This is a genomic window from Pseudodesulfovibrio cashew (assembly GCF_009762795.1).
Taxonomy (GTDB): Bacteria; Desulfobacterota; Desulfovibrionia; order Desulfovibrionales; family Desulfovibrionaceae; genus Pseudodesulfovibrio; species Pseudodesulfovibrio cashew.
On record NZ_CP046400.1, the window covers coordinates 2,992,794 to 3,017,738 of the forward strand.

General features: G+C 55.2%; 29 protein-coding genes and 1 tRNA gene. 17 read left to right on the plus strand and 13 right to left on the minus strand.

Annotated elements, in window-relative coordinates; all coding sequences use genetic code 11:
* Positions 1-9: 9 nt before the first annotated feature.
* Positions 10-732, minus strand: coding sequence for a sulfite exporter TauE/SafE family protein (locus GM415_RS13580; protein WP_158949072.1), 723 nt, complete (start codon positions 730-732; stop codon positions 10-12).
* 139 nt (positions 733-871) lie between these two features.
* Between GM415_RS13580 and GM415_RS13585 the strand changes: the two genes are divergently transcribed.
* On the plus strand, positions 872-1,051 hold the full coding sequence (locus GM415_RS13585; RefSeq protein WP_158949074.1) for a ferredoxin: 180 nt from the start codon (positions 872-874) through the stop codon (positions 1,049-1,051).
* A 115-nt stretch (positions 1,052-1,166) separates the two neighbouring features.
* Here the strand turns inward: GM415_RS13585 and GM415_RS13590 are convergent, their stop codons facing one another.
* From GM415_RS13590 to GM415_RS13600, 3 genes are all read right to left on the minus strand, one after another.
* Positions 1,167-1,616, minus strand: coding sequence for a DUF1499 domain-containing protein (locus GM415_RS13590; RefSeq protein WP_158949075.1), 450 nt, complete (start codon positions 1,614-1,616; stop codon positions 1,167-1,169).
* A 61-nt stretch (positions 1,617-1,677) separates the two neighbouring features.
* Complete coding sequence (locus GM415_RS13595; RefSeq protein WP_242012251.1) at positions 1,678-2,580, minus strand: DMT family transporter; 903 nt, start codon at positions 2,578-2,580, stop codon at positions 1,678-1,680.
* 138 nt (positions 2,581-2,718) lie between these two features.
* Complete coding sequence (locus tag GM415_RS13600; protein ID WP_158949077.1) at positions 2,719-4,743, minus strand: HAMP domain-containing methyl-accepting chemotaxis protein; 2,025 nt, start codon at positions 4,741-4,743, stop codon at positions 2,719-2,721.
* A gap of 403 nt (positions 4,744-5,146) precedes the next feature.
* Between GM415_RS13600 and GM415_RS13605 the strand changes: the two genes are divergently transcribed.
* Positions 5,147-5,905 carry an EF-hand domain-containing protein gene (locus tag GM415_RS13605; protein WP_158949079.1) on the plus strand — a complete coding sequence of 253 codons (759 nt, stop codon included), beginning with the start codon at positions 5,147-5,149 and terminating at the stop codon, positions 5,903-5,905.
* A gap of 211 nt (positions 5,906-6,116) precedes the next feature.
* Here the strand turns inward: GM415_RS13605 and GM415_RS13610 are convergent, their stop codons facing one another.
* The 5 genes from GM415_RS13610 to GM415_RS13630 form a co-directional block, all read right to left on the minus strand.
* Positions 6,117-6,731 (minus strand): CDP-alcohol phosphatidyltransferase family protein, encoded by a 615-nt coding sequence (locus tag GM415_RS13610; protein WP_158949081.1) that lies wholly within the window; start codon positions 6,729-6,731, stop codon positions 6,117-6,119.
* A 413-nt stretch (positions 6,732-7,144) separates the two neighbouring features.
* A tRNA-Ser gene (locus GM415_RS13615) sits at positions 7,145-7,240 on the minus strand.
* Positions 7,241-7,331: 91 nt separating this feature from the next.
* Positions 7,332-7,703: a NifB/NifX family molybdenum-iron cluster-binding protein gene (locus tag GM415_RS13620; RefSeq protein ID WP_158949083.1), complete on the minus strand. Its 372-nt coding sequence runs from the start codon at positions 7,701-7,703 to the stop codon at positions 7,332-7,334.
* A gap of 82 nt (positions 7,704-7,785) precedes the next feature.
* Positions 7,786-8,241, minus strand: coding sequence for a nucleoside deaminase (locus GM415_RS13625; RefSeq protein ID WP_158950933.1), 456 nt, complete (start codon positions 8,239-8,241; stop codon positions 7,786-7,788).
* 48 nt (positions 8,242-8,289) lie between these two features.
* Positions 8,290-9,105 carry a phosphoribosylformylglycinamidine synthase subunit PurQ gene (locus GM415_RS13630; protein WP_158949085.1) on the minus strand — a complete coding sequence of 272 codons (816 nt, stop codon included), beginning with the start codon at positions 9,103-9,105 and terminating at the stop codon, positions 8,290-8,292.
* Between the two features lie 172 nt (positions 9,106-9,277).
* Here GM415_RS13630 and GM415_RS13635 point away from each other — a divergent pair, with 172 nt between their 5' ends.
* The 15 genes from GM415_RS13635 (at position 9,278) to GM415_RS13705 (ending at position 21,807) form a co-directional block, all read left to right on the plus strand.
* On the plus strand, positions 9,278-10,921 hold the full coding sequence (locus tag GM415_RS13635) for a CTP synthase (protein WP_158949087.1): 1,644 nt from the start codon (positions 9,278-9,280) through the stop codon (positions 10,919-10,921).
* Positions 10,922-11,731: a 3-deoxy-8-phosphooctulonate synthase gene (gene kdsA, locus GM415_RS13640; RefSeq protein WP_158949089.1), complete on the plus strand. Its 810-nt coding sequence runs from the start codon at positions 10,922-10,924 to the stop codon at positions 11,729-11,731. It abuts the gene before it with no gap.
* Positions 11,724-12,251, plus strand: coding sequence for a KdsC family phosphatase (locus GM415_RS13645; protein ID WP_158949091.1), 528 nt, complete (start codon positions 11,724-11,726; stop codon positions 12,249-12,251). The genes kdsA and GM415_RS13645 overlap by 8 nt, the downstream gene beginning before the upstream one ends.
* A complete protein-coding gene (gene lptC / locus GM415_RS13650) occupies positions 12,252-12,860 on the plus strand; it encodes an LPS export ABC transporter periplasmic protein LptC (RefSeq protein WP_158949093.1) in 609 nt (202 codons plus the stop codon).
* A gap of 19 nt (positions 12,861-12,879) precedes the next feature.
* Positions 12,880-13,725, plus strand: a complete 846-nt coding sequence (gene lptA / locus GM415_RS13655) for a lipopolysaccharide transport periplasmic protein LptA (protein ID WP_158949095.1) — start codon at positions 12,880-12,882, stop codon at positions 13,723-13,725.
* Complete coding sequence (gene lptB / locus GM415_RS13660) at positions 13,726-14,451, plus strand: LPS export ABC transporter ATP-binding protein (protein WP_158949097.1); 726 nt, start codon at positions 13,726-13,728, stop codon at positions 14,449-14,451.
* A gap of 245 nt (positions 14,452-14,696) precedes the next feature.
* Positions 14,697-16,103: an RNA polymerase factor sigma-54 gene (gene rpoN / locus GM415_RS13665; protein ID WP_158949099.1), complete on the plus strand. Its 1,407-nt coding sequence runs from the start codon at positions 14,697-14,699 to the stop codon at positions 16,101-16,103.
* A gap of 31 nt (positions 16,104-16,134) precedes the next feature.
* Positions 16,135-16,674, plus strand: a complete 540-nt coding sequence (gene hpf, locus GM415_RS13670) for a ribosome hibernation-promoting factor, HPF/YfiA family (protein ID WP_158949101.1) — start codon at positions 16,135-16,137, stop codon at positions 16,672-16,674.
* A gap of 2 nt (positions 16,675-16,676) precedes the next feature.
* On the plus strand, positions 16,677-17,126 hold the full coding sequence (locus GM415_RS13675; protein WP_158949103.1) for a PTS sugar transporter subunit IIA: 450 nt from the start codon (positions 16,677-16,679) through the stop codon (positions 17,124-17,126).
* Positions 17,127-17,147: 21 nt separating this feature from the next.
* Entirely contained in the window at positions 17,148-18,029 is an 882-nt protein-coding gene (rapZ, locus tag GM415_RS13680) for an RNase adapter RapZ (RefSeq protein WP_158949105.1), read from the plus strand.
* A complete protein-coding gene (locus GM415_RS13685; RefSeq protein ID WP_422393755.1) occupies positions 18,026-18,472 on the plus strand; it encodes a PTS sugar transporter subunit IIA in 447 nt (148 codons plus the stop codon). Before rapZ ends, GM415_RS13685 begins: the two co-directional genes overlap by 4 nt.
* Before the next feature lie 7 nt (positions 18,473-18,479).
* The gene (locus GM415_RS13690; protein ID WP_158949107.1) at positions 18,480-18,944 is read left to right on the plus strand and encodes a PTS sugar transporter subunit IIB; all 465 of its coding nucleotides are present in this window, start codon (positions 18,480-18,482) and stop codon (positions 18,942-18,944) included.
* A gap of 22 nt (positions 18,945-18,966) precedes the next feature.
* Complete coding sequence (locus tag GM415_RS13695) at positions 18,967-19,641, plus strand: PTS sugar transporter subunit IIC (protein WP_158950937.1); 675 nt, start codon at positions 18,967-18,969, stop codon at positions 19,639-19,641.
* A gap of 96 nt (positions 19,642-19,737) precedes the next feature.
* Positions 19,738-20,658, plus strand: a complete 921-nt coding sequence (locus GM415_RS13700; RefSeq protein WP_158949109.1) for a manganese-dependent inorganic pyrophosphatase — start codon at positions 19,738-19,740, stop codon at positions 20,656-20,658.
* A gap of 375 nt (positions 20,659-21,033) precedes the next feature.
* Complete coding sequence (locus GM415_RS13705; RefSeq protein WP_158949111.1) at positions 21,034-21,807, plus strand: transporter substrate-binding domain-containing protein; 774 nt, start codon at positions 21,034-21,036, stop codon at positions 21,805-21,807.
* A 111-nt stretch (positions 21,808-21,918) separates the two neighbouring features.
* Here the strand turns inward: GM415_RS13705 and dapA are convergent, their stop codons facing one another.
* The 4 genes from dapA to GM415_RS13725 form a co-directional block, all read right to left on the minus strand.
* The gene (gene dapA, locus GM415_RS13710; RefSeq protein WP_158949113.1) at positions 21,919-22,800 is read right to left on the minus strand and encodes a 4-hydroxy-tetrahydrodipicolinate synthase; all 882 of its coding nucleotides are present in this window, start codon (positions 22,798-22,800) and stop codon (positions 21,919-21,921) included.
* Positions 22,801-22,855: 55 nt separating this feature from the next.
* Complete coding sequence (locus GM415_RS13715; protein ID WP_420705209.1) at positions 22,856-23,716, minus strand: UshA-like (seleno)protein family 2; 861 nt, start codon at positions 23,714-23,716, stop codon at positions 22,856-22,858.
* Position 23,717: 1 nt separating this feature from the next.
* Entirely contained in the window at positions 23,718-23,993 is a 276-nt protein-coding gene (locus tag GM415_RS13720) for an HU family DNA-binding protein (RefSeq protein WP_158949117.1), read from the minus strand.
* A gap of 134 nt (positions 23,994-24,127) precedes the next feature.
* Positions 24,128-24,937, minus strand: a complete 810-nt coding sequence (locus GM415_RS13725) for a MinD/ParA family protein (RefSeq protein ID WP_158949118.1) — start codon at positions 24,935-24,937, stop codon at positions 24,128-24,130.
* Between the last annotated feature and the right edge of the window lie 8 nt (positions 24,938-24,945).

Sequence of the window (24,945 nt, forward strand, 5' to 3'; positions counted from 1 at the left end):
TTTATGCCGTTACATGTTCTTGAGAATCATCATGATTCCTAGGAGAAGGACCAGGATAACTGCCAAGCGGCGGTAGCCCTGGTCGGAAATGCGTGTGTATGCATAGGTCCCGCCCAGCACGCCCACAGCCAAGGCCGGAACCGAGACAGCAACGAAATGCAGCAACTCGCCGGTAATCATCCCCGCAGAGCCCTGGGCGATAAGGGTGATTACGCCGCTGATGAGGAAATAGGAAGAGAGAGTCGCCTTGGCTTGGTCCTTGGACCACGGCTGCATGGCCGAATAGATGATTACCGGAGGACCACCTACGCCCATGCTGCCAGTCAGTACACCGGATGTCAGCCCCGCCGCCAGCGTGATCGGTAGGCCGAGCTTTTGGGGACGTGGTGTAACCAGGAGTTGGTATGAGGTGAACGCAATCATGATCGTACCGACGAGTATGGCCAGGTTTTCCGGGGCCACATGTTCAAGGATAAGGATTCCGGCCGGAATCCCCGGCAGGGTGGCGGCGAGCCATAACATCACTGTTTTACTCCTTATGGAGCGCCTCAATTGGATGGTCAGAGTGAAGTTGATGAGCTGGGCTAGCAGGATGATCAACGGGACGATGAGCTTGATGGGCAGGAACAGGCTTAACAGCGGCAGGGAGATTAGCCCGAAGCCGAATCCGGTTAATCCCTGGAGAAAGCCGGCGGCCAGGACAATGGATGTGAGGGCAAGGAGTTCATTCATGGGAGTGATTAACTGTCATGGAATACTGCTGTCGAAGTTAGCATAAAAACGTTGCAACCAAAACGCGAGAAGAGCTATAGTCCCAACAAACCGGTGTGGAGTTTTTCTCTATTAGCGTAATATCCCAGGAGGTTTTCTCATGGCAATCGTAATTGATCCGGATGAATGCATTGGTTGTGAATCGTGTGTGGAAATATGTCCAGACGTTTTCGAGATGGATGATGACGGTGAAAAGGCCGTTGTTATCAATCCCGATTCAGACGCGGATTGTGTAGACGAAGCAATTGAAACCTGCCCTAACGAAGCCATCTCCAAATAGTTCCGTTTTTCTGGAACAATAACAGGCCGCTTTTGCGGCCTTTTTTTTGTGAAGGTTGCAGAGATGTCTTTTCCCGCTCTGACTCTCAGGTCAGCATCTTCTGAGTGTGAAGCGACTATTGCCGTTTGGCGAAGAGGGCGCGGAGTTTCTCGACCCGTTCACGATTGACGTTGAAATCGGTGTACCCCAGGCGTGAGGCCGAACGGATCTGAATCTCGCCATTGGCTTCGTCATAATAGCACTCGAGGTCGTCGACGAATCGCCAGACCCGGCTGGTGAATTCAGCTCGGAGATAATTCCCTTTCAATTCGACCACGTTGCCGCCGAACATGGATTCGATGGTGTTGGCCAGGTCGACCATTACAACTTCCTTGAGGCCGTGGGCCGGGATGGGGGCAATCTTGTGCGCATCGTCGGTGGCTTGGGAGGAAACGCAGTTGTCTGATCCGGGGCAGGGCGCGAGTTGTCCGTTTCGTACCCCAAGATTGCCGGGAGTGCTGCCGGAACAGCCGGTGAGCAGGAGCAGGAGCATTGTGGCGACCGTAAGAAGGATGATGTATTTCATACTTTGCACGGTAGGGCCAAGAGCGTGGAAGGGCAACCGTTTTTTGTCGGTCCGGATGAGTCTAGCGCAGTCTCGTGGCCATGAATACGCCCAGAAAGATGAGGACGAACCCGGCCAAGTGGGCGAACGTGATGGGCTGGCCCAGGATAAAGTAGGCCGCCACGCCGCTGAAGACCGGCATGAAGTACTGGAACAGTGAAGCCGTTCCAGGTCCGATGATCCTTACGGCGTTGTTCCAGAGGAAGAACGCGGCCAGGGAAGCACCGAGGCCTAGATAGAGCACAGCTCCGGCAATGGGCCAGCTCATGGACCACGCGGCTGCCGTCTGCTGCTCTATAAATGCGGCCGGGATGAGCGGAATGGCCCCGATGAAAAAGGTTGTCCCCAGATACGAGAGCGGATCAATATCCGAGGGCATCTTCTTGACCAGGATGGAGTAGACTGCCCAAAGCAATCCGGCAAGCAGCATCCATATGTCGCCGACGCGGAAAGTCATGGCCAGGAGTATTTCCAGGTCGCCGCGTGTGGCGATGGTCAACATGCCGCAGATGGCGATGAGCAACCCGGCTGCGCGAGCCCTGCTGATGCCCTCGCCCAGAAATATTCTCGAAAGGATGACCACGAAGACCGGAGTCGAGGAGGCGAAGAGGGCCATGTTGGTGGTGTCCGTGGTTCGCGCGCTGACATAGACAAGGGTGTTGAAGAGCGTGACACCGGTAATCGACGCAACCAGGATTTGCCAGCGATGCGCCATGATGGCCGGCAGATCGCGATGGATACGTTTCCAACAGAAGGGAAGAAAGATGATTGCGGCCGTCACCCAGCGTAATGCGGCCAGTGTGATGGGTGGCAGCGAGTGGACAAAGCCGCTGGCAATGACGAAATTGCCCGACCAGATGGAAACAGCGATCAGGGCGAACAAGAGACCGAGGGAGCGGGGCTGTTGCATGGTGTGAAGGACCATGGACGAACCCGGTCCGAATGGCAACCCCTTGGTGGAAAGAAATCGGTTGGCTCACTGGAAGTGCGAAGGCATTAATGCAAATGAAAGGCGGCCCTTCCGTGGAAGAGCCGCCAAGGTGCCGGATGTTGAAGCAAGAGGTTAGAAGCGTTCAAAAGCGTCGTCATCCATTTCCAGGGCGAGCCCGGTTTGCTTCGGTTCCTTTTCGATGGGGATCGGGGAAGCCTGAGTCGCCTTTTCTCTCGTCATGGGTGCAACCATTGTCCTTCCAAGCTTGAAAAAGGCCATGGTCTGCTTGAGGAGCGTGGCTTGGGAGGCCAGCTCTTCTGCCGTGGAGGCGATTTCCTCTGAAGAGCCTGCGTTGGATTGGACGACGCTATCCAGTTGCTGCAAAGCAGCATTGATCTCGGAAGCGCCGACATTCTGCTCACTGCTTGCGGCCGTGATCTCCTGTACGAGTTCAGCGGTCTTCTCAATGTTCGGGACGATGGAATTAAGCATTTCTCCAGCTTCGTTGGCCACTTCCATTGATTCCGTGGACAGTTCGCTGATTTCGTTGGCTGCCTGGCCCGACTTTTCCGCCAGCTTTCGTACTTCGGCGGCGACTACCGCAAAGCCCTTGCCGTGTTCTCCTGCCCGCGCGGCTTCGATTGCCGCGTTCAGCGCCAGCAGATTTGTCTGCCTGGCGATTTCTTCGATGATATTGATCTTTTCGGCGATCAGAGACATGGAGTCTCTGGTCTTGCGAACGGCTTCGCCGCCCTTGCGGGCCTCTTCGGCGGTCTTCCGGGCAATGGATTCGGTTGTGCCAGAATTGTCCGTGTTCTGGCTGATGCTTGAGGTCATCTCCTCCATGGAGGAAGAGACCTCTTCCACGGCGGAGGCCTGTTCCGTAGCTCCCTGACTGAGAGCCTGGGATGAGCTGGCCAGTTCTTCGCTGCCCGCCGCAACCATGGTGCTTGCGTTTTGTACTTCAAGGACAATGCCGCTCAGCTTCTCTATCATGCTCCTGATGGCGTCGGCCAGTTGGCCGATCTCGTCGTTACGCCTAACGTCGAGCTTGACAGAGAAGTCTCCCTGCGAAAGGGCTGTGGATACTTGGGCGCTTTGCTTCATGACATTGGCTATGCGCGTTGCGACGACCAGGGTAGTAATGACGGAAAGAATAATGAACAGTATGGTTGCCAGGACGTAGATGAGGATCGTTCTGTTAATGATGTTGTCCAGATCTTCAAGCCGTCTCTCAACGCGAGACATTTCCATATCGCCGAGCTTGTCGACGCTGTCGCGCATGGTGGAAAAGCGTTCACCGCTTTCCTGCAGCAAGGATATCTTGCGCAGATTTTTCTCTACATTGGCCCGCGTCAGTTCCACCACCTGGTCGCTATTTCCCTGCCACGCGGAGAAGAGCCTGAGGAAATCGCTCTTTAATGTCGAAGCCTTTCCTCCTACTATGTCACAACCGGAAACGACCCTTTCCCTGGTCTGACCAACGTTCTCGACGAAGGAGTTTGAAAGCTTGATTACGGTTTCGATGTCCTTGGCCCTGGTTATGAGCAATTGAGCCACATAGGCCTGATAGGCGTCTCGGTCTGCATTGAGAACCTTGGAAAGAGCTTCCTCCAAACGCACGCGACGGGTTGGGTCGAGGTATTGGTCTCGCAATTCACCGTCAATCATTTCTCCAAGATTGTTGACTACATCGCGCATGGCGTCGAACGAATCCAGCGCCTTTTTTTCGGCTTGGTCTCGCATTTGATTGCTTGCCAGCGTTTCGTTGGACAGGGAGACGATTTCCTCGTTCCTCCTTTTCCACTCGGCGTACCCTGCCTTGAAGCTATCGAGGTTAGAGGCCATTTCCGGAGTGAAATTTTCGGCTGGGCCCATAATGCGTTCCCAGGTCTGCGTCAGGTTTTCCTCGCTATCTTTTTGGGCGCCTTGCAATTCTTCTTGAGAATCCGCTTTCAGCACATGCATTATGGCCACTTGCGCCTGGTAGGCATCGCGGTCGGCGGCGTTCATGGTGGCACGGTCGAGGTGAAGGGAATTCACCTCACTCATTGCGCTATTAATATTGTAGAAACTGGATAATCCTACCCCGAAAATAATGACAATTGCGGCTATGGGCAGGCTTACCATCAACAGCAACTTCCATTTAATGCTCATTATTCCTCCGAGGGTAAAATTATTGAGTAGGCAAAAGATAATCTCATATTGAAGCCTGATACAATGATATTCTCAATACCAGCAGGTCGTTTTTTTAAATGAAGGCGGCAAGGATTGCCGAACTCTTAATTGCACCATACATCCGGTAGGCGTCATTCCCTGAGGCCGAAGAGCGTTGCCAGCGCGGGGAGTGCATTTAAAGCACATATTAACTTATCTTGATTATGAACTTTTTGTCATCTTTTTCGTCTGAGGACATTGCGAAGAACTATCCATCTTAATGTTTCTTAATAAAATTATTCAATATTTTTGGGATGTCCGGCCCATGCTTTGCTGCCTTGAATGCGGAGTTGCATAGGGCAATTCTTGCCATTTTGGCGCGTTAACGTGAAAGGAGGGCATCATGAGCATCTCGGCAGTGGGTTCGGGGATATCCGGCTCCGGCTTTGACCTTGAGCAGATGGCCGGTTCGTATCGGAATCGAGGGCCGGACACGGATGAAATGGCGTCTTTTATCGTCGAACAGGACGATGCGGACGGCGATGGGCTATTAAGCCTTGAGGAAACGCCGCTTGACGAGGAGCGGTTCAATTCCATCGATGAGGATGGCGACGGCTTTATTTCAGCCGAGGAATTAAGTTCCGATGCGGCATCCCGCATGCAGGAGCAGAACACGATGATGGGCAGCTTGAACATGCGTATGCAGGGAATTGACCCTGCCGAAATGGCTGCTTCCATTGTGGAGAAGGATGACGCCGACGGCGACGGCATGTTGAGCCTGGATGAGACGCCGCTTGACGAAGACCTCTTCAATTCCATCGACGCTGACGGCGATGGCTTCATCACCGCTGACGAATTGAGCGCCGACATGGAAGAGAAGGCGTCCCAGGGTGTATCCGCCCCGCCAGCGGGAGCCGAATCCCAGGCCGCTGCGGCCATGGGCGGCGGGTCTGCTTCGGGAACGGAATCAAGCAGTGAGAGTGATGAGGAATATGACGCCTACGATCTTAACGAAGACGGTGTGGTTACCTTTGACGAACTGCTTCAAGCCTTCCGGGGCGGCGACAACAGCCTGACGTCCATGTTCCAGAGCATGGGAGACCTCGGCTCGGAGTCCCTGCGTCGTTACGCCATGGAAGCGTACCAGGCGCAGATGGGCTAAACGCGCACATCCGGAAAAGCCGCCGGATTTCGCATTTTGTCACAGTATGGTGATGATTGATCAGAGCGACTGCCACGCTCTTTCCGGCGGTTTTCTTGCCGTGAATGGACATGCGTTAGGACGTATGTCCATTCACGAAATATTTCGTGTCAGGATGAAAACGGACCGCGAGGACAAGCCCATGCTCCGTTTGGATTGGGGAGAGGGCTTCTTAGTATTTTGGGCCGCGAGGGCGTGTATCGTGAAAGAGGTATATTCGGCGCAGGGCTTCGCAGGCTTCGATGGAATAATACACGGCGAAAGCACCGCAGAAGTAGGTCACCATGTCGTTTTTCGAGTGCAGGGAGCCTAGGTAGAGCAAAAACATTAGGTATTTCGATCGAATGAATTTTCGAAGCTCCACTCCGAGCTCATTCGCGTAGACAGCCAGAGCGATGAAGATCAGGTATGAGCTGGAAAAAACCACCATGGCCGGTCCCCAGGCGCCGAAGTGGTATATGGCTGCGGCAGGCAGGAATACTACCCCCAACTGGTCCACGACGATGTCGATGAGCGATCCCCCCGCATGGGCGCTGCCCAAGCGGCGGGCAAGCGGTCCGTCTATTCCGTCGCAAAACACGTGCAAGGCCATGAAGAACGTGGCTGTGTACGCGTAGTCATGCGGAAGGACACAGGCCAACAGCAGGAAGACAACGCCAATGATGGATATCTGGTTTGCCGTGGCTCCCAGCGAAACCAACAAAGTGATGACGGGGGAGAAAAGTCTGTCGCGTTTGGCGGCGAAAGCCATTTGCTTGGCGCGTTCTTCTTCGTTGAAATAATCCATGGGACGTATTGGTTATAGCGACGGGGTGGAGCTGGAGCAGGCACTTGAGACAAGCCCAGTTGGTGGGGTGTTGGAAATAGCCAGCCATTTCCCCAGCGTATCCCGGACCACGCACTTCCCCTTTGCGTATCTCATATGTGGCCGAGAATCTTTGAGCGCCAGCGGCTTGTTCCTTGTGGATGTTCCGTGAGTGTACATATGAACTTGTAGATCGATTTTAGGCATAAACTCTATCAGCAGAGACCAGAAAGTTCAAAAAAAGGTCGTAAGCCGAGTCAAATCAGATTGTTCCAACTCTCCGAAACTGTCAACCAGTAAGGATTGAACAGTGTGGTGTCGGGCGCAAAATCGTATGGCGTGATCAATCTTAACAAGAAAAAGGGGGTACGAAAAACTTCGTACCCCCAAAAATATGGCGGAGAGGGTGGGATTCGAACCCACGTGACGGTTACTCACCGCCAACTCGATTTCGAGTCGAGCGCGTTACGGCCGGACTTCGCTACCTCTCCTGGTGGCTTGCGCCGATGTGAAGTGGCTATATAAACAGACTCGGCGCGGCTGGCAAGAACTTTTGCCTGTCGCGCCAAGGTGTTTTCGGAATTACAGGTGTTCCAGGTCATGGTGGTCGCAGTCGTGGTGGTCGCAGGTGATCAGGTTGTCCTGCAGGTCGCCGGCGATCCATTTGGCGGCAACGTCCTGGATAGAGCCGGAGCAGCCGCGCACCACCTGGATGCCGCTGCCCTGGAGGATGTTCACGGCGCCTTGGCCCATGTTGCCGGCGAGCATGATCTTTACGCCTTTTTCCGCAAGGATCGGGGCAATGTTCGATTTGCAGCCGCAGCCCTCGGGGGAGTCCATAGCTTCGATTTTGACGATATTCTTTTCATCGTCCAGGGTCATCAGCGTGTAGTGGTCGCAATGACCGAAATGGTCGTCAATCTGCCCGTCACGGGTGGGAAGCGCTATCTTCATCTCTATTCTCCTATGGTTATGATCCGCCTTGGCGACATGTAAGTTCGATTTCGGCGCTGTAAAGAGCGGCGGGAGGAAAATGTTATCGTTTCCGTTTTTCCAGGAAAAAGCGTTTCAGCAGGGTGGAGCATTCCGACTCCATGACGCCGTGCAGGGTCCAGACCTTGTGGTTGGTGAAAGGCAGGGCGCTGCCGTCCATATTGGTGACCAGTGCTCCGGCCCTTGGGTCCAGTGCGCCCATGACCACACCTGTGACGCGGGCATGCAGGATCGCACCAGTACACATCAGGCACGGCTCCAGGGTCACGGCCAGAATGGTTCCTGGCAGGCGGTAATTTCCCATGGCTTCACCGGCCCGGCGTAGACAGAGTACTTCGGCGTGCCCGGTGGGGTCGTTCAGCGAGATGGGACGGTTGTGCGCCTTGGCGATGAGCTCGCCCGATGAAGAGAACAGGGCGGCCCCGATGGGGGCCTCACCTTCTGCCGCCGCCTTGCAGGCCTCCCTAAAGGCCACGTCCATCAGCGCGCGCCAGTCCATGCCGGCGGGCGGAGTTGGAATCGCAGGAGAGGCCAAACGCGTCTCCGGCTATTGGTTCTTCAGGTAGTTCACGCCCGCTTCCAGCATGGCCAGGCCGAGCGGCATGTTCGGATCGGTGCCGCGCGTCCAGGACGGATGGTTGGTCGGGTGGTTGTACGCTTCCGGGTGGGGCATGAGGCCGAGGATGCGGCCCGTGGGGTCGGTCAGACCGGCGATGCCCAGGGGTGAACCATTGGGATTCAGCGGGTATTCCTGAGTCGGTTCTCCGGTCTTCGGATCGACGTACTGAACCGCGTGCAGGTTGTTGTCGAGAATCGCCTGGAGCATGGCGTCATCCATGGGGATGATCTTGCCTTCTCCGTGACGGATGGGCACGTCAAGGTATTCGATACCCTTGGTAAAGACGCACGGGGAATTCGGGTTGGTTTTGAGACGGACCCAGCGGTCTTCGAACCTGCCGGAATCATTGTAGGAAAGGGAGACCTGGCGTTCAAAGTACTTTCCGCCGACGGCCGGGAGCAGGCCAAGCTTGCAGAGCAGCTGGAAACCATTGCAGATGCCGAGGATGAGCCCGCCCTTGTCAAAGAAGGTCTTGAGCTGATCCAGAACGGGGTTGCCGTCTTCGGTGGTGGCCCAACGCCAGCGCAGGGCCGCGGCCTGGGCAGCGCCGAGGTCGTCGCCGTCCAGAAACCCGCCGGGGCAGAGGAGGAAGTTGTACTTGTCCATGGTCACGTGGCCGGCGGCGAGATCGGAAAAATACACCACATCCGCGTTGTCGGCACCCGCCTTCTTCAGCGCATGGGCAGATTCCTCGTGGCAGTTGGTGCCGTATCCGGTAATAACAAGGGCATTGACGCGAGCCATGAAATTCTCCTCTTCGTATTGACTTTGTTGCTGTACCCTGCAAAATTTGCGAAGCAGCGTTTGCTGCGCCATTACATACGTGCCAGGCGCGCCACAGTCAACATGGAGAGTCCATGGGCGCACTCACTTTATATCCTTATAATTCAATTACTACGAAGGGGTTCTCGGTCATATGAAAACCAAGTTCATATTTATTACGGGCGGTGTGCTGTCCTCACTCGGCAAAGGACTCGCTGCCGCGTCCATCGGAGCACTGCTCCAGGCGCGTGGTCTTAAGGCGACAATCCAGAAGCTCGATCCATACATCAACGTCGATCCCGGTACCATGAACCCCTTCCAGCACGGCGAAGTCTACGTCACCGATGACGGCGCCGAGACCGACCTCGATCTGGGCCACTACGAGCGTTACCTGGGCACCGCCCTGAGCCAGCAGAACAACTACACCTCCGGCTCCATTTACAACTCGGTCATCCAGAAGGAGCGGCGTGGCGATTACCTCGGCGGCACAGTGCAGGTCATCCCGCATGTCACTGACGCAATTAAAGAGGCTGTCATCAACCTGCCCAACGGCGAGGATGTGGCGCTCATCGAGATCGGCGGCACTGTGGGCGACATCGAGGGGCAGCCCTTCCTGGAGGCCATTCGTCAGCTCAAGAACGATCTGGGCAAGGAAAACGTCCTGTACATCCACCTGACCCTGGTGCCCTACATCCGTGTCGCAGGCGAGCTGAAGACCAAGCCCACCCAGCACTCCGTCAAGGAACTGCGCAGCGTCGGCATCCAGCCCGACATCATCATCGGTCGCTCCGAGGTGGAGCTTGAGGAAGATCTCAAGAAAAAGATTGCTCTGTTCTGCGACGTGGACCAGGACGCCGTTTTCTCCGGCGTGGACGTCTCCTGCATTTACGAGGTTCCCCTGAAATTTTACGAAGAAGGCGTTGACCAGAAGATCGCCATCCTGCTCAAGCTCCCGGCCAAGAATGCCGAGCTGACCCCCTGGGAAACCCTGGTGCATACGCTCCAGAACCCCAAGGGTTCCGTGAAGATCGGTGTTGTCGGCAAGTACGTCGACCTGACCGAGGCATACAAGAGCCTGCATGAAGCCCTGGTGCACGGCGGCGTTGCCAATGAAGTTAAAGTAGAACTTGAATATGTGAACTCCGAGAAGATCACGCCCAAGAATGTTGAAAAGAAACTCAAGGGGTTGGATGGTATTCTCGTTCCCGGCGGTTTCGGCTCCCGAGGCGTGGAAGGCAAGATTCTGGCCATCAAGTACGCCCGAGAGAACAAGGTCCCGTTCTTCGGCATCTGTCTGGGTATGCAGTGCGCCTGCATCGAGTTCGCGCGCAACGTCATCGGACTGGAGAATGCCAACTCCGAAGAGTTCGATCCGACCACTGACAACAACATCATCTACCTGATGAAGGAGTGGTTCGACTTCCGTACCAAGAAGACCGAAGTCCGGGATGAGGAATCGGATAAGGGCGGTACCATGCGCCTGGGTTCCTACCCCTGCAAGCTCAAGAAGGACACGGTGGCCCACGCCGCATACCAGACCGTCAACATCGACGAGCGCCACCGCCATCGCTTCGAGTTCAACAACAAGTTCATCGAAGCCTTCGAGGAAAACGGCATGATCCTTTCCGGCACCGCGCCGGACGAATCCCTGGTGGAGATCGTGGAATACCCTGATCATCCCTGGTTCCTGGGTTGTCAGTTCCATCCCGAATTCAAGTCCAATCCCATGAAGCCGCATCCGTTGTTCCGCGAGTTCATCAAAGCTGCCAAGCTGGATAAGCAGAAGAGGGGCAACTAGTTGGCAAATAAAGATTTATATGCCGTAAGCCGGTCCGGTCCGTTCATTCTGGCCGGACCGTGCGTCATTGAGAGCCGGGAAATCGTGCTGCGTACGGCGGCCACGCTGGCCGACATCGCGGCGAGGCTCGAGCTTACGCTGGTCTTCAAGAGTTCTTTCGACAAGGCCAACCGCACTTCGGTGACCAGTTTCCGGGGGCCGGGCATGGACGAGGGATTGTCCATACTGGCCGAGGTCAAGCGTGAGACCGGGTTGCCCGTTGTCACGGACATCCATCACCCCGAGCAGGCCGCGCCCGTGGCCGAGGTTGCGGACGTCTTGCAGATCCCCGCTTTCCTCTGCCGACAGACCGACCTGCTGGTGGCGGCCGCCGCGACCGGGCGGGTGATCAACATCAAGAAGGGGCAGTTCCTGGCGCCGTGGGATATGAAAAACGCGGTGGACAAGGTCCGCGCCTCGGGCAATGACCGGGTGTGGCTCACCGAACGCGGTTCTACTTACGGCTACAATAATTTGGTGGTGGACATGCGCTCCATTCCGGAAATGAGCAAGTTTGACGTCCCGGTGGTTTTTGATGCCACCCATTCGGTGCAGTTGCCGGGCGGACTTGGCGGCAAGTCGGGAGGGCAGCGTGAATACGTTCCGGTGCTGGCCTCGGCTGCCGTGGCCGCCGGAGCCGACGGCGTGTTCATGGAAACCCATCCCGACCCGGACACGGCTCTGTGCGACGGGCCCAACAGCCTGCCGCTGGACGAGGCCGAGGCGTTGCTGAAACGGCTCAAGGCGATCTGGGAGTTGAATCATGGTTGATCGCGCGCTTGAGTTGGCGAAAAACATCAAGTTGATCGTTCTCGACGTGGACGGCGTTCTCACCGACGGCGGCCTGTATTTCGGCGACGACGGCTTGATCATGAAGCGGTTCAACGTCCAGGACGGTTTCGGCATCAAGCTGGCCCAGTCGGCCGGGTTGCATATCGGAGTTATCACCGGTCTGAACCAGAAGCCGGTTGAGCGGCGGGTGAGTGAGCTTGGCATCACGCTCTATTCGCCCGGCCATCACCACAAGGTCGCGCCGTTTCTGGCTATGTGCGAATCATTGGGTATCCAACCGGAACAGGCCGCGTTCATGGGCGATGACTGGATCGATCTCGGCGTCATGTCCAAGGCGGGCCTGGCGTTGTCCGTTCCCAACGGGTTGCCCGAAGTCATTGAAGCAGCAGACTGGGTTTCGGCTCGCAAGGGTGGTGAAGGAGCCGTGCGCGAGGCCATCGGCTTCATTCTTGAAGCGCAGGGATTGCTGGAAGACGCCAAAAAACAATGGGTTGAATAGATGAGAAAGCGTCCGGCGCTCTCCATTCTGATCATCTTTGCCGTGGGTATGACCATCGGCATCGCGGTCAAGACCTATTTTTTCAGTGATCCGCTGGTGATGGAACAACCGGCTCCGTCCACTGCCGACATGAGCCGTGAGGAGTTGCTCAACCAGGCGGACATCGTCGCTGAAGACATTGAACTGGTCCAGGGGAAGCAGGGGGCCATGACATGGAAACTCCTTGCCAAGACCGCAAAATACAACCAAAAGAGAAAGTTGATCGGCGTGACGCGCCCCCAACTCACCGCTTATTTCGGCGAAGACCGCAAGGAGGTCTACGTCAAGGCGGACCGGGGTGAGGTGGACCAGTCTAACGATAACCTGACGCTCTACGACAACATCACCGGGCGGTTCGGGGACATGGAATTGGTTGCCCAGTATCTGGATTACGTGGGAGCTATCAAGAAGGTTTACCTCAAGGGCGGCGTGACGGTGCGACGGCCCGACATGACGTTGACGGCCACTGCCGTAGAGATCGACCTTGTCAGCCGGGAATTGACGGCGGCAGGCGACGTCAAGGCGCTCATGGCCCCCGGCGGAATGCGGGATCTGCCATTCAACCAGTAGACAAAGGAGCGGGACTCCGATGAAAAAGATATATGCCATGGCGCTGACATTGCTATGCGGCCTGTTTGTCACCGGTGCGGCTCTCGCCGCCGACTGGGGAGAGATTCGCGTCGCCAAAAGCAACTTGAATGTGCGGGAGGGGCGTTCTCCCAAGACGGAGCACGTCCTCACCCTCGCCAAGGGGCAACGGGTCAAGGTCGACTTTCTCAAGGAGGGCTGGGTGGCTGTTTTCAATCTAAACGAACCCACCCGTGACGAATCCCGCGCCATCGGTTACGCCAACGACAAGTATCTCGAACGGGTAGAAGCGGCGCCTCAGGCTGCACCCAAAAGCGAGGAAAAGCCGGTCGTGGCGGAAGCCGAGGGAGAGGGTGAGGTTGTGGCAAACGTGGCCTCCGCACCGCCTTCGGCTACGGAAAACCTCGGCGTGGATTCCAATCGCATCCCGGTGAAGATATCTGCGGACAGGATGGTCTACGACGAGAGCGGAAAAGTGGTTTCCTTCGTGGGGAACGTGGTGGCGGAACACGGCGGCCTGACCCTTTGGGCAGATAAGCTCTCCGCCTATCTGTCGTCCAGCACCGGCAAGAAGTTTTCCGCAGACTCCATCGACCGCATCGTGGCCGACGGGAACGTCCGGGCCAAGAAGGGCAAGTCCGAGGGTGAGGCTGGTCGCGTGACCTATTTTGTTGCCAAGCAGATCCTCAAGATGGAGCAAAACCCCAAACTTCAGGACGGTCCCAACAGCCTGACCGGCGACGTCATCAATTTTTACGTTCGTGAGAACCGCAGCGAAGTGATCGGCGGCAACGGACAGCGCGTCAAGGCCATCTTCATGGCGCCGAGCAAGCTCAAGGTGCAATAGATGCAGTCAGGACTGGTCGCCACCAATCTCTCCAAGCGCTACGGCCAGAAAGAGGTCGTGCACGGCATTAATCTCGAATTGCACCCCAAGGAGGTCGTCGGGTTGCTTGGTCCCAACGGAGCGGGCAAGACCACGACGTTTTACATGCTTGTGGGCATCGTCAAGCCCAACACCGGCCAGGTGGTCCTCAGCGGCACCCAGCTTACGGAGAAGCCGCTGCACGAGCGGGCGCGCATGGGGGTAAGCTATCTGCCGCAGGAGAGCTCCATCTTCAAGAAGCTCTCGGTCCGGCAGAATCTGGAGATCATTCTCGAGCAGACGTCCCTCAATACCGCGGCCCAGAAGCGCCGGGCCGAGGAACTCATGGAGATGTTCACCATTACCAAGCTGGCGGACCAGGCGGCAATGTTCCTCTCGGGCGGAGAGCGCCGCAGACTGGAAATCGCCAGGGCTTTGATAATGGACCCTCAGTTCATTCTCCTGGACGAACCTTTTGCCGGGATTGATCCCATCGCCGTCATCGATATTCAGGAGATCATTTCCGTGCTCAAATCCATGGGCATCGGCATTCTTATTTCCGACCACAACGTTCGGGAAACACTCAATATTTGTGACCGTGCGTATCTTGTGTACGAGGGGACCGTCATCCTTGAGGGGACGCCTGCAGAGATCGTGCAGGATAGCCGCGCTCGTCAGATCTATCTTGGCGAAGACTTCCGCCTGTAACGCCTTTTCGGCACCTTTTTTACCTTTGGTGATTTACACCGTCATGAAAGGTTGGTACAATTCTTTCATGTGCCATATCTTCCACTTTTAATTCAATACTCACAACGAGTTAGCAGGATGTTCTTGCAACATTCCTCTCAATGTGGCATAGTTTATCTCAAGAAATCCAACTTCAATGATGGAAAAAGTATTTTGCAGATAGAATTGTATATATGCGCGTTTGCCGCGGATGAGGCCTGATAACTATGGGCCTTGAACTCAGGCAACAACTCAAGCTTTCTCAGCAGCTGGTCATGACGCCCCAGTTGCAGCAGGCCATCAAACTGCTGCAGCTTTCCCGTCTTGAGCTTCTGGAAACGGTGCAGCAGGAACTCATGGAGAATCCATTTCTCGATGAGACCGAGACCGAGACCGAGATTCGGGAGAAGGAAACCCTGACCGAATCCCAGGCCGAGGAAGAGCTTGTACGCACAGCCGACTGGGAAAATTACCTGGGCGAGTTCTCCAGTACCTCCAAGCAGGCCATGGCTCGTGACTCCGAGGTGCCGGAAGAGGGGCTTTCCTTTGAGGCTCGGCTGGCATCCAAGCCCTCACTTGAAGGGCATCTCAACTGGCAGATGCGGCTTTCCAATTTTACCGAACGGGAAGTGGCCATCGGTGAAACCGTTATCGGCAATGTGGACCACAACGGGTACCTCCAGGCCTCCAACGAAGAGATCATGTCCATGGTTTCGGCCACTGAGGAGGAGATCGATTCCGTGATCGAGCGGATCAAGCGTCTCGATCCCGTTGGTGTGGGCGCGCGTACTCCTCAGGAGTGTCTGCTCGTCCAGATGGAGGTACTCGGTTACGATGACCCCATTCTCGAGTCGCTGGTCAGGGATCACCTTGAGGACCTGGAAAAGAACCGTTACAAGCCCCTGGCGCGAAAGTTCAAGATTTCCATGGAAGAACTCAAGGAATACCTTGATCTCCTCCAGACCTTGGATCCCATGCCGGGCACCAATTTTTCTTCCACCGAGCCGCATTACGTCAGCCCTGACGTCTTCGTCTACAAGTACGGCGACGAGTTCGTGATCATTCTCAACGAGGATGGTCTGCCTCGCTTGCAGATGAATTCTTTTTACATGGATTCCATGAAAGGCGCCAAAGACAAGGAAAAGGACTATTTTCAGGAAAAGATGCGTTCTGCCGCATGGTTGATGAAAAGTCTGTACCAACGCCAAAGAACCTTGTATAAAGTAGTTGAGAGTATTGTCCGTTTTCAACGGGAGTTCTTTGAAGAGGGCGTAACCAAGCTCAGACCATTGATACTTAAGGAGGTTGCCGAAGATATCGAGATGCACGAGTCCACGGTGAGCCGCATTACCACAAGCAAGTATGTGTCCACGCCGCACGGTATTTTCGAGTTGAAGTTCTTCTTCAACAGTGCGCTGGATTTGAATGACGGTTCCCAGGTGGGTTCGGAAAGCGTCAAGGCGCTCATCAAGCAGATGATCGCCGAGGAAGATGCGAAGAAACCACTGAGCGATGAAAAAATCGGCGAGATACTGAAGGAGAAGCTGGATGTTAACATCGCCCGGCGCACCGTCGCCAAGTATCGTTCTGCAATGGGTATCGCCTCATCTTCAAAGCGCAAGCAATACTTCTGATCTTGTTGGACTTATAACCAGGAGGTAGAGTATGAACATAAGCTTCACTTTCAAGAACTTCGACCCGTCTGATCATCTCAAGGGTTATGCGCAGAAGCGTTTTGAAAAGGTGGCCAAGTTCGTTTCCGACTCCGAGGCCGATCTTCAGGTGAACCTGCTGGTCGACAAGTTCCGCCATAAGGCAGATGTCATTCTCAACGCGGACGCAATCCATATATCGGCATATGAAGACTCCGAAGACATGTATTCCACCATCGACATGGTGCTCGACAAGCTCGAGGCGCAACTGCGAAGGATGCGCGAAAAGATGAAGGATCGCCCCCGGCAGGCGCGGGGCAACAAGGTGATGATGAACTTCCTCTCTTTCGAGGAGACAGCCGGCGTTTCCGGCCCGACCATTGTGGGCACCGACTCTTACGAGGCCAAGCCCATGTCCGTGGACGAGGCGGCGGAACAGCTCAATTCACTCGATAATGAATTCCTCGTTTTCCTCAATGCGGAGACCGAGGGTGTCAACGTAATCTATAAGCGGAAGAACGGCGACTACGGCCTGATCGATCCTGGACACTAATTATGAAACTCGGTGACTACCTGGTGAAGGATCTCATCCTTCCCAACCTCACCTCCGATTCCAAGTCGGGGGTACTGATGGAACTCATAGCCCCTGTGGGCAAAACCGAACCCGAAGTGGACACGGACCATGCGGTCCGTGTCCTTCTTGATCGGGAGCGGCTCGGTACGACCGGCATCGGCGACGGCATCGCCATCCCCCACGGCAAATTGGAAAACCTCGAGAAGGTCATCGTGGTGGCGGGCCGGAGTCCCGAGGGCGTCGACTTCGAGGCCCTGGACCACAGGCCGTGTTTCATCTTCTTTCTTGTTTTGGCCCCGGAACAGATGGCCGGGCTTCATCTGCGCATTCTGGCGCAGATTTCCCGTGTGCTCAAAGATGAGGCCTTCCGCAAGCGTTTTCTGGAAGCCGAAGGGCGGGACGAGTTGTGGAACCTGCTTCAGGACGTTTAATCCGATGAAGGAAGCGATCTGTTGAGTTCTGCACGCAATTTCCCCGTTGTTGTGGTTACCGGTCTTTCCGGTTCCGGAAAAAGTACCGCCCTCAAGGTCTTTGAGGATCTCGGTTTCTTTTGCATCGACGGCTTGCCGGCTGGTATGGCCGCCAAAATTGCTGAGCTTATTTTCAATCAGGATTCCAAATATCGTGGGCTCGTCCTGGGCATGGACATGCGCCAGATGGAATTCACCGATTGCTGGAACGCGGCTCTTGAGCAACTGGCCGAGATTGGCGTCAGCCCCCAGGTAATCTTCCTCGAAACCAAGCAGACTGAATTGGTGCGCCGTTACGCAACCACGCGTCGACTGCATCCGCTGGAAAGTCAGTCCCTTGGCCTTGAGCAGGCCTTGGAAAAGGAACGGGGACTCCTGGAGCCCATCCGCAGAAATGCGGACTTGGTGTTGGATACAACCCAATACTCCGTGCACGACCTGCGCCGGGTAATTCAGGAAAAGTGGACGGCCATCAAGGAGCTCGGGAAGGGGATGCGCGTGCACATCATCACCTTCGGGTTCAAATATGGTGTCCCCACCGAGGCGGACTTTGTTTTCGATCTGCGTTTCCTGCCCAATCCCTATTTCGAAAAAGAACTGCGTCCACTCTCAGGTCAGGACAAGGCCATTCAGGATTATGTCCTGGGCAGTGATGTCGGCGCGGGATTCAACAAGAAATTTCTGGAATTTATTTTATACATGTTGCCCCTGTATGCGGACGAGGGGCGGTATCGCATCACCCTGGCCCTCGGTTGCACGGGCGGCAGGCACCGCTCGGTCTCGGTCGCCGAATCGGTGCTGGCGACCCTCCGGGAAAAAGGGTATGCAGTCACCATTGAACACAGACACATGGAATTGGGATGAGTATGCCCGACAAGGACCGGAAGAAAAACAAGCCGCAGGTCGGCGTGGTGGTGGTTACCCACGGCAATTTCGGTCAGGCTTTGCTCCTGGCCGCCGAGATGGTGCTCGGCCCTCAGGATGATTGCCTGGCCATAGGGGTTGATGTGGAACTCGGCGTGGACGAAACCATGGAAGCCATCCAGAAGGCCATCCGGTCCGTGGAAAAGGGAAGGGGAGTGATGGTTTTGACCGATCTCTTCGGAGGCTCTCCAACGACCATGTCGCTTTCCCTGATGGACGATGAGAACCTTGAAGTGATCACCGGCGTCAACCTGCCCATGCTCGTGGCGACCTTGCAAGCCCGCGCCATGAACCTGGACGCACTGGCGGAAAACGCCAAATCCGCAGGTGTGCAGGGCATCAAGGTTGCGGGTGCCATGTTGCGGAAAAAAACCAGAAAATAGCAGACCCATGACACTCGTGCGTATAGACAACCGGCTCATCCATGGCCAGATCATCGAGACTTGGTTGCCGTATACAGGGGCTGAGACAGTGATCGTCGCCAACGACGAGCTCTCCGTTGACGCGTTGCAACAGGAAATCATGTCCTTGGCTATTCCGCAGAGCGTCACCAGCCGATTTGTCTCGATTGAGAACCTGGCCGGTGAGATGCAGGCCATTTTTTCGGGCAAGGAGTCTGCATCGGTTCTGGTTCTTTTTTCTAGCTGTCCGGATGCCAAGCGAGCCTACGACAGCGGATTTGATTTCCAGTCGCTCAACATAGGCAATGTTCACTACAGCCCCGGAAAGAAACAGATTTCGCCAAGTGTGGCCCTGTCCGACGATGATGAAAGCTGCCTCAAGCAGTTGTCCAGAAAGGGCGTTTCACTTGATTTTCGCTGTGTGCCCAATGATCCGATTCAGGTGAGGTTCTGATGACACTTGCCAATCCCAATGTCTGGTTCGGGCTGGTCGCTTTTTTTTTGCCCTCTTTTCCCTGTTCCGCTATTCGCTGAGCATAGGTCTTCTTGAACGCCCGCTTGTGATTGGCCTGTTGTGGGGGCTATTCACCGGCGATATGACGACAAGCCTGTATATAGCAATTTTCTTTGAGCTTTTTTGGCTCGATCTTATCCCGGTCGGAACATATATCCCACCACATCTGACTGCGGCGACTCTGGCGGCGCTCTCCCTCACCACCTATTTCGGGCTTGAACATCCGGCACGCATCATGGGCATTCTGTTCGCTTGCATGCCGCTTGCGTGGCTCGGGGCCAAGGCCGAGGGATTGTTGCGTGATCAGGAGAGGGGAGGGTACAATCGTCTGCTGAATTGGTCTCGAGATCCAGCTAGTCCGGTTGTTCCTACCCAGCTGATACTCAAGGCGTTGCTTCGAACCTTTGCTGTATCCTGGTTCTTATTCCTGGCGTCCACCCTTGTTCTGAAATTCACATTTGAGACCCTTTTTTCCCTGTACCCCACATTCCTGACCTCGGTTGGTATCACATGGCCCCACCTATGGGTAGCCGCCATGCTTGGAGGCTTGATGTCCCTGCGATTGCGCCGGGCCTACGGAGTCCTGATGGGGGGGGTTACGCTCATCGCTATTTTCATGTTTTTTGGTCGTTTTTAGCTTGGCAGACGATTCAGATTGTGATATTTGGCACATTCTACTTTCGAGTGTGATTTTCCTGATTGACAGGAGTAATTTAATTAGGAGGACTTTGATATGGCTATTCTGGTAGTAGGACACAAAAACCCCGATACCGACACCGTCGCTTCCGCGCTTGCCGCTGCTGATCTGTACACCAAACGTGGTATGGCAGCCGAGGCTATCACCCAGGGCGAAATTGCTCCCGAGACTGCTTTCGTGCTCGAGAAGTTCGGCTTTGCCGCTCCCGCAATCGTCACCGATGCCACCGACAAGCAGATCATTCTTGTCGACCACACCGACATTTCCCAGACCATCGACAACCTGGACAAGGGCGAGCTCGTCGCCGTCGTCGACCACCACAAGCTGGGCGACGTGACCACCTCCGGCCCCCTGGAAATGTGGGTCTGGCCCGTGGGCTGCACCGGCACCGTCCTGAAGTCCATGTACGATTTCTACAACGTTGAGATCCCGGCCAACATCGCCGGCATCCTGCTCTGTGCCATCCTGAGCGACACCGTCATGTTCAAGTCCGTCACCTGCACCCCCGCCGACAAGGACGCTGTTGAAGCCCTGGCAAAGATCGCCGGTGTTGACGATGTCATGGCTCTGGGCATGGAGATGTTCAAGGTCAAGTCCGCTGTCGACGGTGCCTCCGCCAGCGAGCTGGTTTTCCGCGATTACAAGGACTTCGACATGTCCGGCAACAAGGTTGGCATCGGCCAGCTGGAAGTCGTGGACCTGTCCATGCTGGACGCCCACAAGGATGCCCTGCAGGCTGAAATCGAAAAGGTCAAGGCTGACGGCCGTCACTCCGTCTTCCTGCTGCTGACCGACATCATGAAGGAAGGATCCGAAATGCTGATCGCCTCTGACGATCCGTCCGTGGTCGAGAAGGCCTTCGGCGTTGCGACCGATGGCGCTCCGGTCTACCTGGACGGCGTCATGAGCCGCAAGAAGCAGGTTGCCCCCAACTTCATCAAGGCCTTCGAAGGCTAAGTCAGTCACTGACATACCAAGCGCAAAGTCAGCCCGGTACGGATTGTCCGTACCGGGCTTTTTATTGTTCAATAAAGTTGATTTTGCCTTCTCCTTATCAGGACAAGTCGTCGCTTAGTGTTTTCCATTATTCAATTATTTCTGGTTAATGGAAGGCGCAGCATATCTACATCCAGTGGTGTTAAGTCGACGTGTAAGAGGTAACCGGTATAAATAGTTGATTTCGTAATGTACTGAATTGATAAAACCGTATAGGGTCATTGTTGAGTAACAAGTGTATATGCCAGGACTTTATTAAAACCAGAATGTAAGGTTTTTATTTGTTGGACTCCAATCCAACTCGTTGTTTGCGGACATGGTGTCGGGAATCAAGAAGTGCTTTTTAAGAACTCTTTTTCACATATGGTATGGCTCGCCATAGCGGCCTTGACGACAATTTTCCTCGTAGCGGGAGTGGCAACCGGGGAAGACGAGGTCTTGCGTTGCGGCTTGGCAACCGGGTATCCGCCATACCAATTCAAGGATGAAAAAGGCAATCCTGCGGGCATTGACGTGGAGGTAGCAAAACTCCTGGCCAAACAAATGGGAGTACGGATTCAATTCGTCCAGGACTCCTGGGACAATGTGGTCACATCTCTACGCCTGGGGAGGTTGGACTGCATCTGCGGCATGGAAATCAATCCGAAACGAAGGATTATGTTTGAGTTCACTCCCCCATATTATTCTAGGCGCGTCGTTGTGCTTGTCTTGGCTAGGACCAAATCCGTTAACTCCTTGGAAGACCTGAAATGGAGTGTCGTGGCTGGAGACCGCCATTCCTACATTGAACGCCTTCTCGAAAAGCGAGGACTCAAGAACAAGATCCGCATCCATCAGACAAAGAGCAAGGATGTATCCATGCAACTCCTGGAAGAGGGAAACGTGCTTGCAATGATAGCCCCCAAGGCCGTGGCCCACTATCTTGCCAAAAAACACGACGTCCATATCAAGGTTATCGAAGATTCCGACCCGGGGTCGCCCGTGGCTGTGGCGGTGGAGAAGGGCAATACCAAACTTATGATCCGATTGCAGGATGCCCTCGTCAAATTGGAAGAAAATGGCAGGTTGGATGCTGTCTTCAGTAAGTGGAATGTTTCCCAGTCGCGATAAGTAGTCCCCAGCCAATGTCCATTGCAGCATCCCTCGTGTCGGCAAAAATGAAACGCGGACCGGACAAGTGTCCGATCCGCGTTATTTCATTCTGGCTGAATGCCCGACGCCTTAGAGGATGCCCGCTTCCTTGAGCACAGCCTCCAGCTTGGGCTTGTTTTCCTCCTGGAGCGGAACGATCGGCAGGCGGAAAGAAGCCTCGGGGAACAGGCCCATCATGTTCAGTGAAGTTTTCACCGGAATGGGATTGGTTTCCATGAACATGGCGCGATTGACCGGTGCCATCTTCAGGCTGAGGTCAAGGGCCTTGTCGTGATCCTTTTCAAAGAAGGCCTTGCACATGCCGGACATCTCTGCAGGCATGATGTTGGAAATAACCGAAATAACGCCTCGACCACCCACGGCCAACAGGGGGAGGGCGGTGAAATCGTCGCCGGACAGGAGGTTGAAGTCCTTGCCGCACAATTCTATAACGCGCGCGCCCTGATTCAGGTTACCCGTGGCTTCCTTGATCGCGATCGCTTCGGGGACGGCGTCCACGATCATTTTCAGGTGTTCCGGCAGCAGATTCAGTCCGGTGCGCCCGGGAACGTTGTAAATGACGAACGGCATGGAGACTTCTGCCGCAATGGCCTTGAAGTGCTCGACAAGACCGCCAGGGGTCGGCTTGTTGTAGTATGGTGTGATCTGCAAAGCACCGTCGGCGCCGGCTTCCTTGGCCAGCTTTGTCAGCACGATGGCTTCCTTGGTGGAGTTGGAGCCTGCACCCGCTATGACCGGTACGCGTCCTTTGGCCTGCTCCACGCAAATCCTGATGATCCGGCCCTGTTCCTCGTGGGTCATTGTAGCCGCTTCGCCGGTGGTCCCGCACGGAACCAGTCCGTCAATGCCTTGCTCGATTTGCCACTCAATAAAATTGCGATAGCTTTCTTCGTCGATTTCACCATTTCTGAATGGTGTCGAGAGTGCGGTGAATGCACCTCTGAGTTCCATGATCCTCCCCTCCTGGGTAGATAAATTTTATGCTCGATGCGCCCCGCAGGGCTGCTTATTGTAGAATCTTGCTTACTTCCGGATTGTCCGGATACTGGTCGCCCAATCCAATGGAAAGGGAGCGCAGATTGTCTGGTTCACTCCAGGCAAAGGGTTTAGTGCGGTCAGGCCAGGCTAGCACCTGAGCCTCGATCACCGTCATTCCTTTGTCATATGGGCGGTACCATGCGCACCGGCGGTCTGCCAATAGCCGTCCTACCACCCCGGACCCCAACCCGCTGCCCAGCAGGATGTCGGGGACATACTCGGGGTTTTGTCCCAGATATTCCCGTTCGCCGACCCAGCCCCAATCAGATAAGGCAACAAGCAGGTCCACGTTGTCCCTCTTCGTCTTGATCGATGCCGTGATGCGGTCAATTAGCTTGGGCGAGGGGATATTTTCACCTTCTCCCAGAGAGGGAAAACGCAAGAAGCCCACGGAAGCGCCTTCGGAGGTGTGGATAACCGTGAAGGGTTCTTCTTCTGCGGTTTTTCTGTTTCGGTCCGGAGCGATTCCCGCCTTGGCGAAAAAGTCGGCTTCATTGCGGCCTAACATGGCCACGTCATACTTCATGAGATCGTAAGCCTTTGCAAGCCCGGCGACCAATTCCGGTGAGGGGAGGTCGCCTTTTGGGCGCATAAACTCCCACCCGCCGGATACGAGAACACGCGGAGAGCCTGCCTTGTGTACATCAAAAAAATATGTGGCCCGCCGGGCCACGCCACCCAAGGTCTTACCACCTCAGGAGGGACATGGCCTGACGGTGCCATACGTATTTGCCGAATACAGGATGGTCAGCAGGGACTGCTCAGCCTGCGCCGGCCTACAGGTAAGAAAGAAGGCCGCCGCAAGAAAGCAGCATATGATTCGTCGCATCCTAATCGTTGATGTATTCTTTCAGCTCTTTTCCGGGACGGAAGAAGGGGAGCTTTTTGGGGCGGACCTGGACGACGCTTCCGGTTTTGGGATTACGTCCCGTGTACCCCTCGTAGTCCTTGATCTTGAAGCTTCCGAAGCCGCGAATTTCAACCCGGTCGCCGCGCAGCAGAGCTTCCTTCACGGAATCCACGAAGGCTCCGACCACCTTGGTGGCCTCGTCAACGTGCATTTTCTTCTGTTCGGACAGAGCCTTGATCAATTCGCTCTTGTTCATGATTTCCCCCTGGGAAAATAAGTTGACTGCATCCCCGTTTATCAGGGCGGACAGCTAACGAAAAAAGAATTTCTGACTAAATTCTCACTAACTATGCCGAAAAATAACTCTTTTCGTCAACCCCTATCTTCATCTCATGCACTGAAAAAATCCTTGAGGATGGGGCGATTGGCGATCTTCTCCGAATTGTCCTGGCGATATCGCATAAGTTTCTGTGCCAACCCCTTGATATCCTTGCTTGCCTTGCAGTCTGGCGCAAATTTGAGCAGTGGGGTCTGGCGACGTACTGATTCAATCAACGTGCTGTCCTGATGGATGAAACCGAGGTTACTCAGTTCGATATTCAGGAAGTTACGGCAGGCCGCCGCAAGCCGCTCAAAGGTGATTTTCGCCTCTTTGGCCGAGGTCGCCTGGTTGACGATGATCAGGAAATCCTTGATTCCGTGCTGGGTGGCGAGGACCTTGATCATGGCATAGCTGTCCGTGAGCGAGGTCGGTTCCGGAGTGACCACCACGATCCGCAGCTGCGTTATGGCCGCCAGGGAGAGGACCGTATGGCTGATGCCTGCCCCCAGGTCGAGCATGATATAGTCGTATTCCCCGGCCAGGGTCAGCAGCTTTCTGAACAGGATATCCTGCATGTCTTCATCCATCTCAACCAGTTCAGGCACACCGCTGGTGGCCGGCAGCATGTCGAAGCCGTCTTCAATGGAGACCAGGACGTCTTCGGCGTCCACGCCGGTTTGCAGTAGGTCGTGCAGGTTGCGTTCGGGCGAAATGCCGAGCAGGACGTCGAGGTTGGCGAGTCCGAGGTCGCAATCCATGAGCATGGCGGTCATATTGGCCTGATGAAGAGCGTAGCCGAGGTTGAGGACGATATTGGTCTTGCCGACGCCGCCCTTGCCGCTCATGATGGAAAGACTGAGGGTCTTGTTTTCGTTCATGGACTATC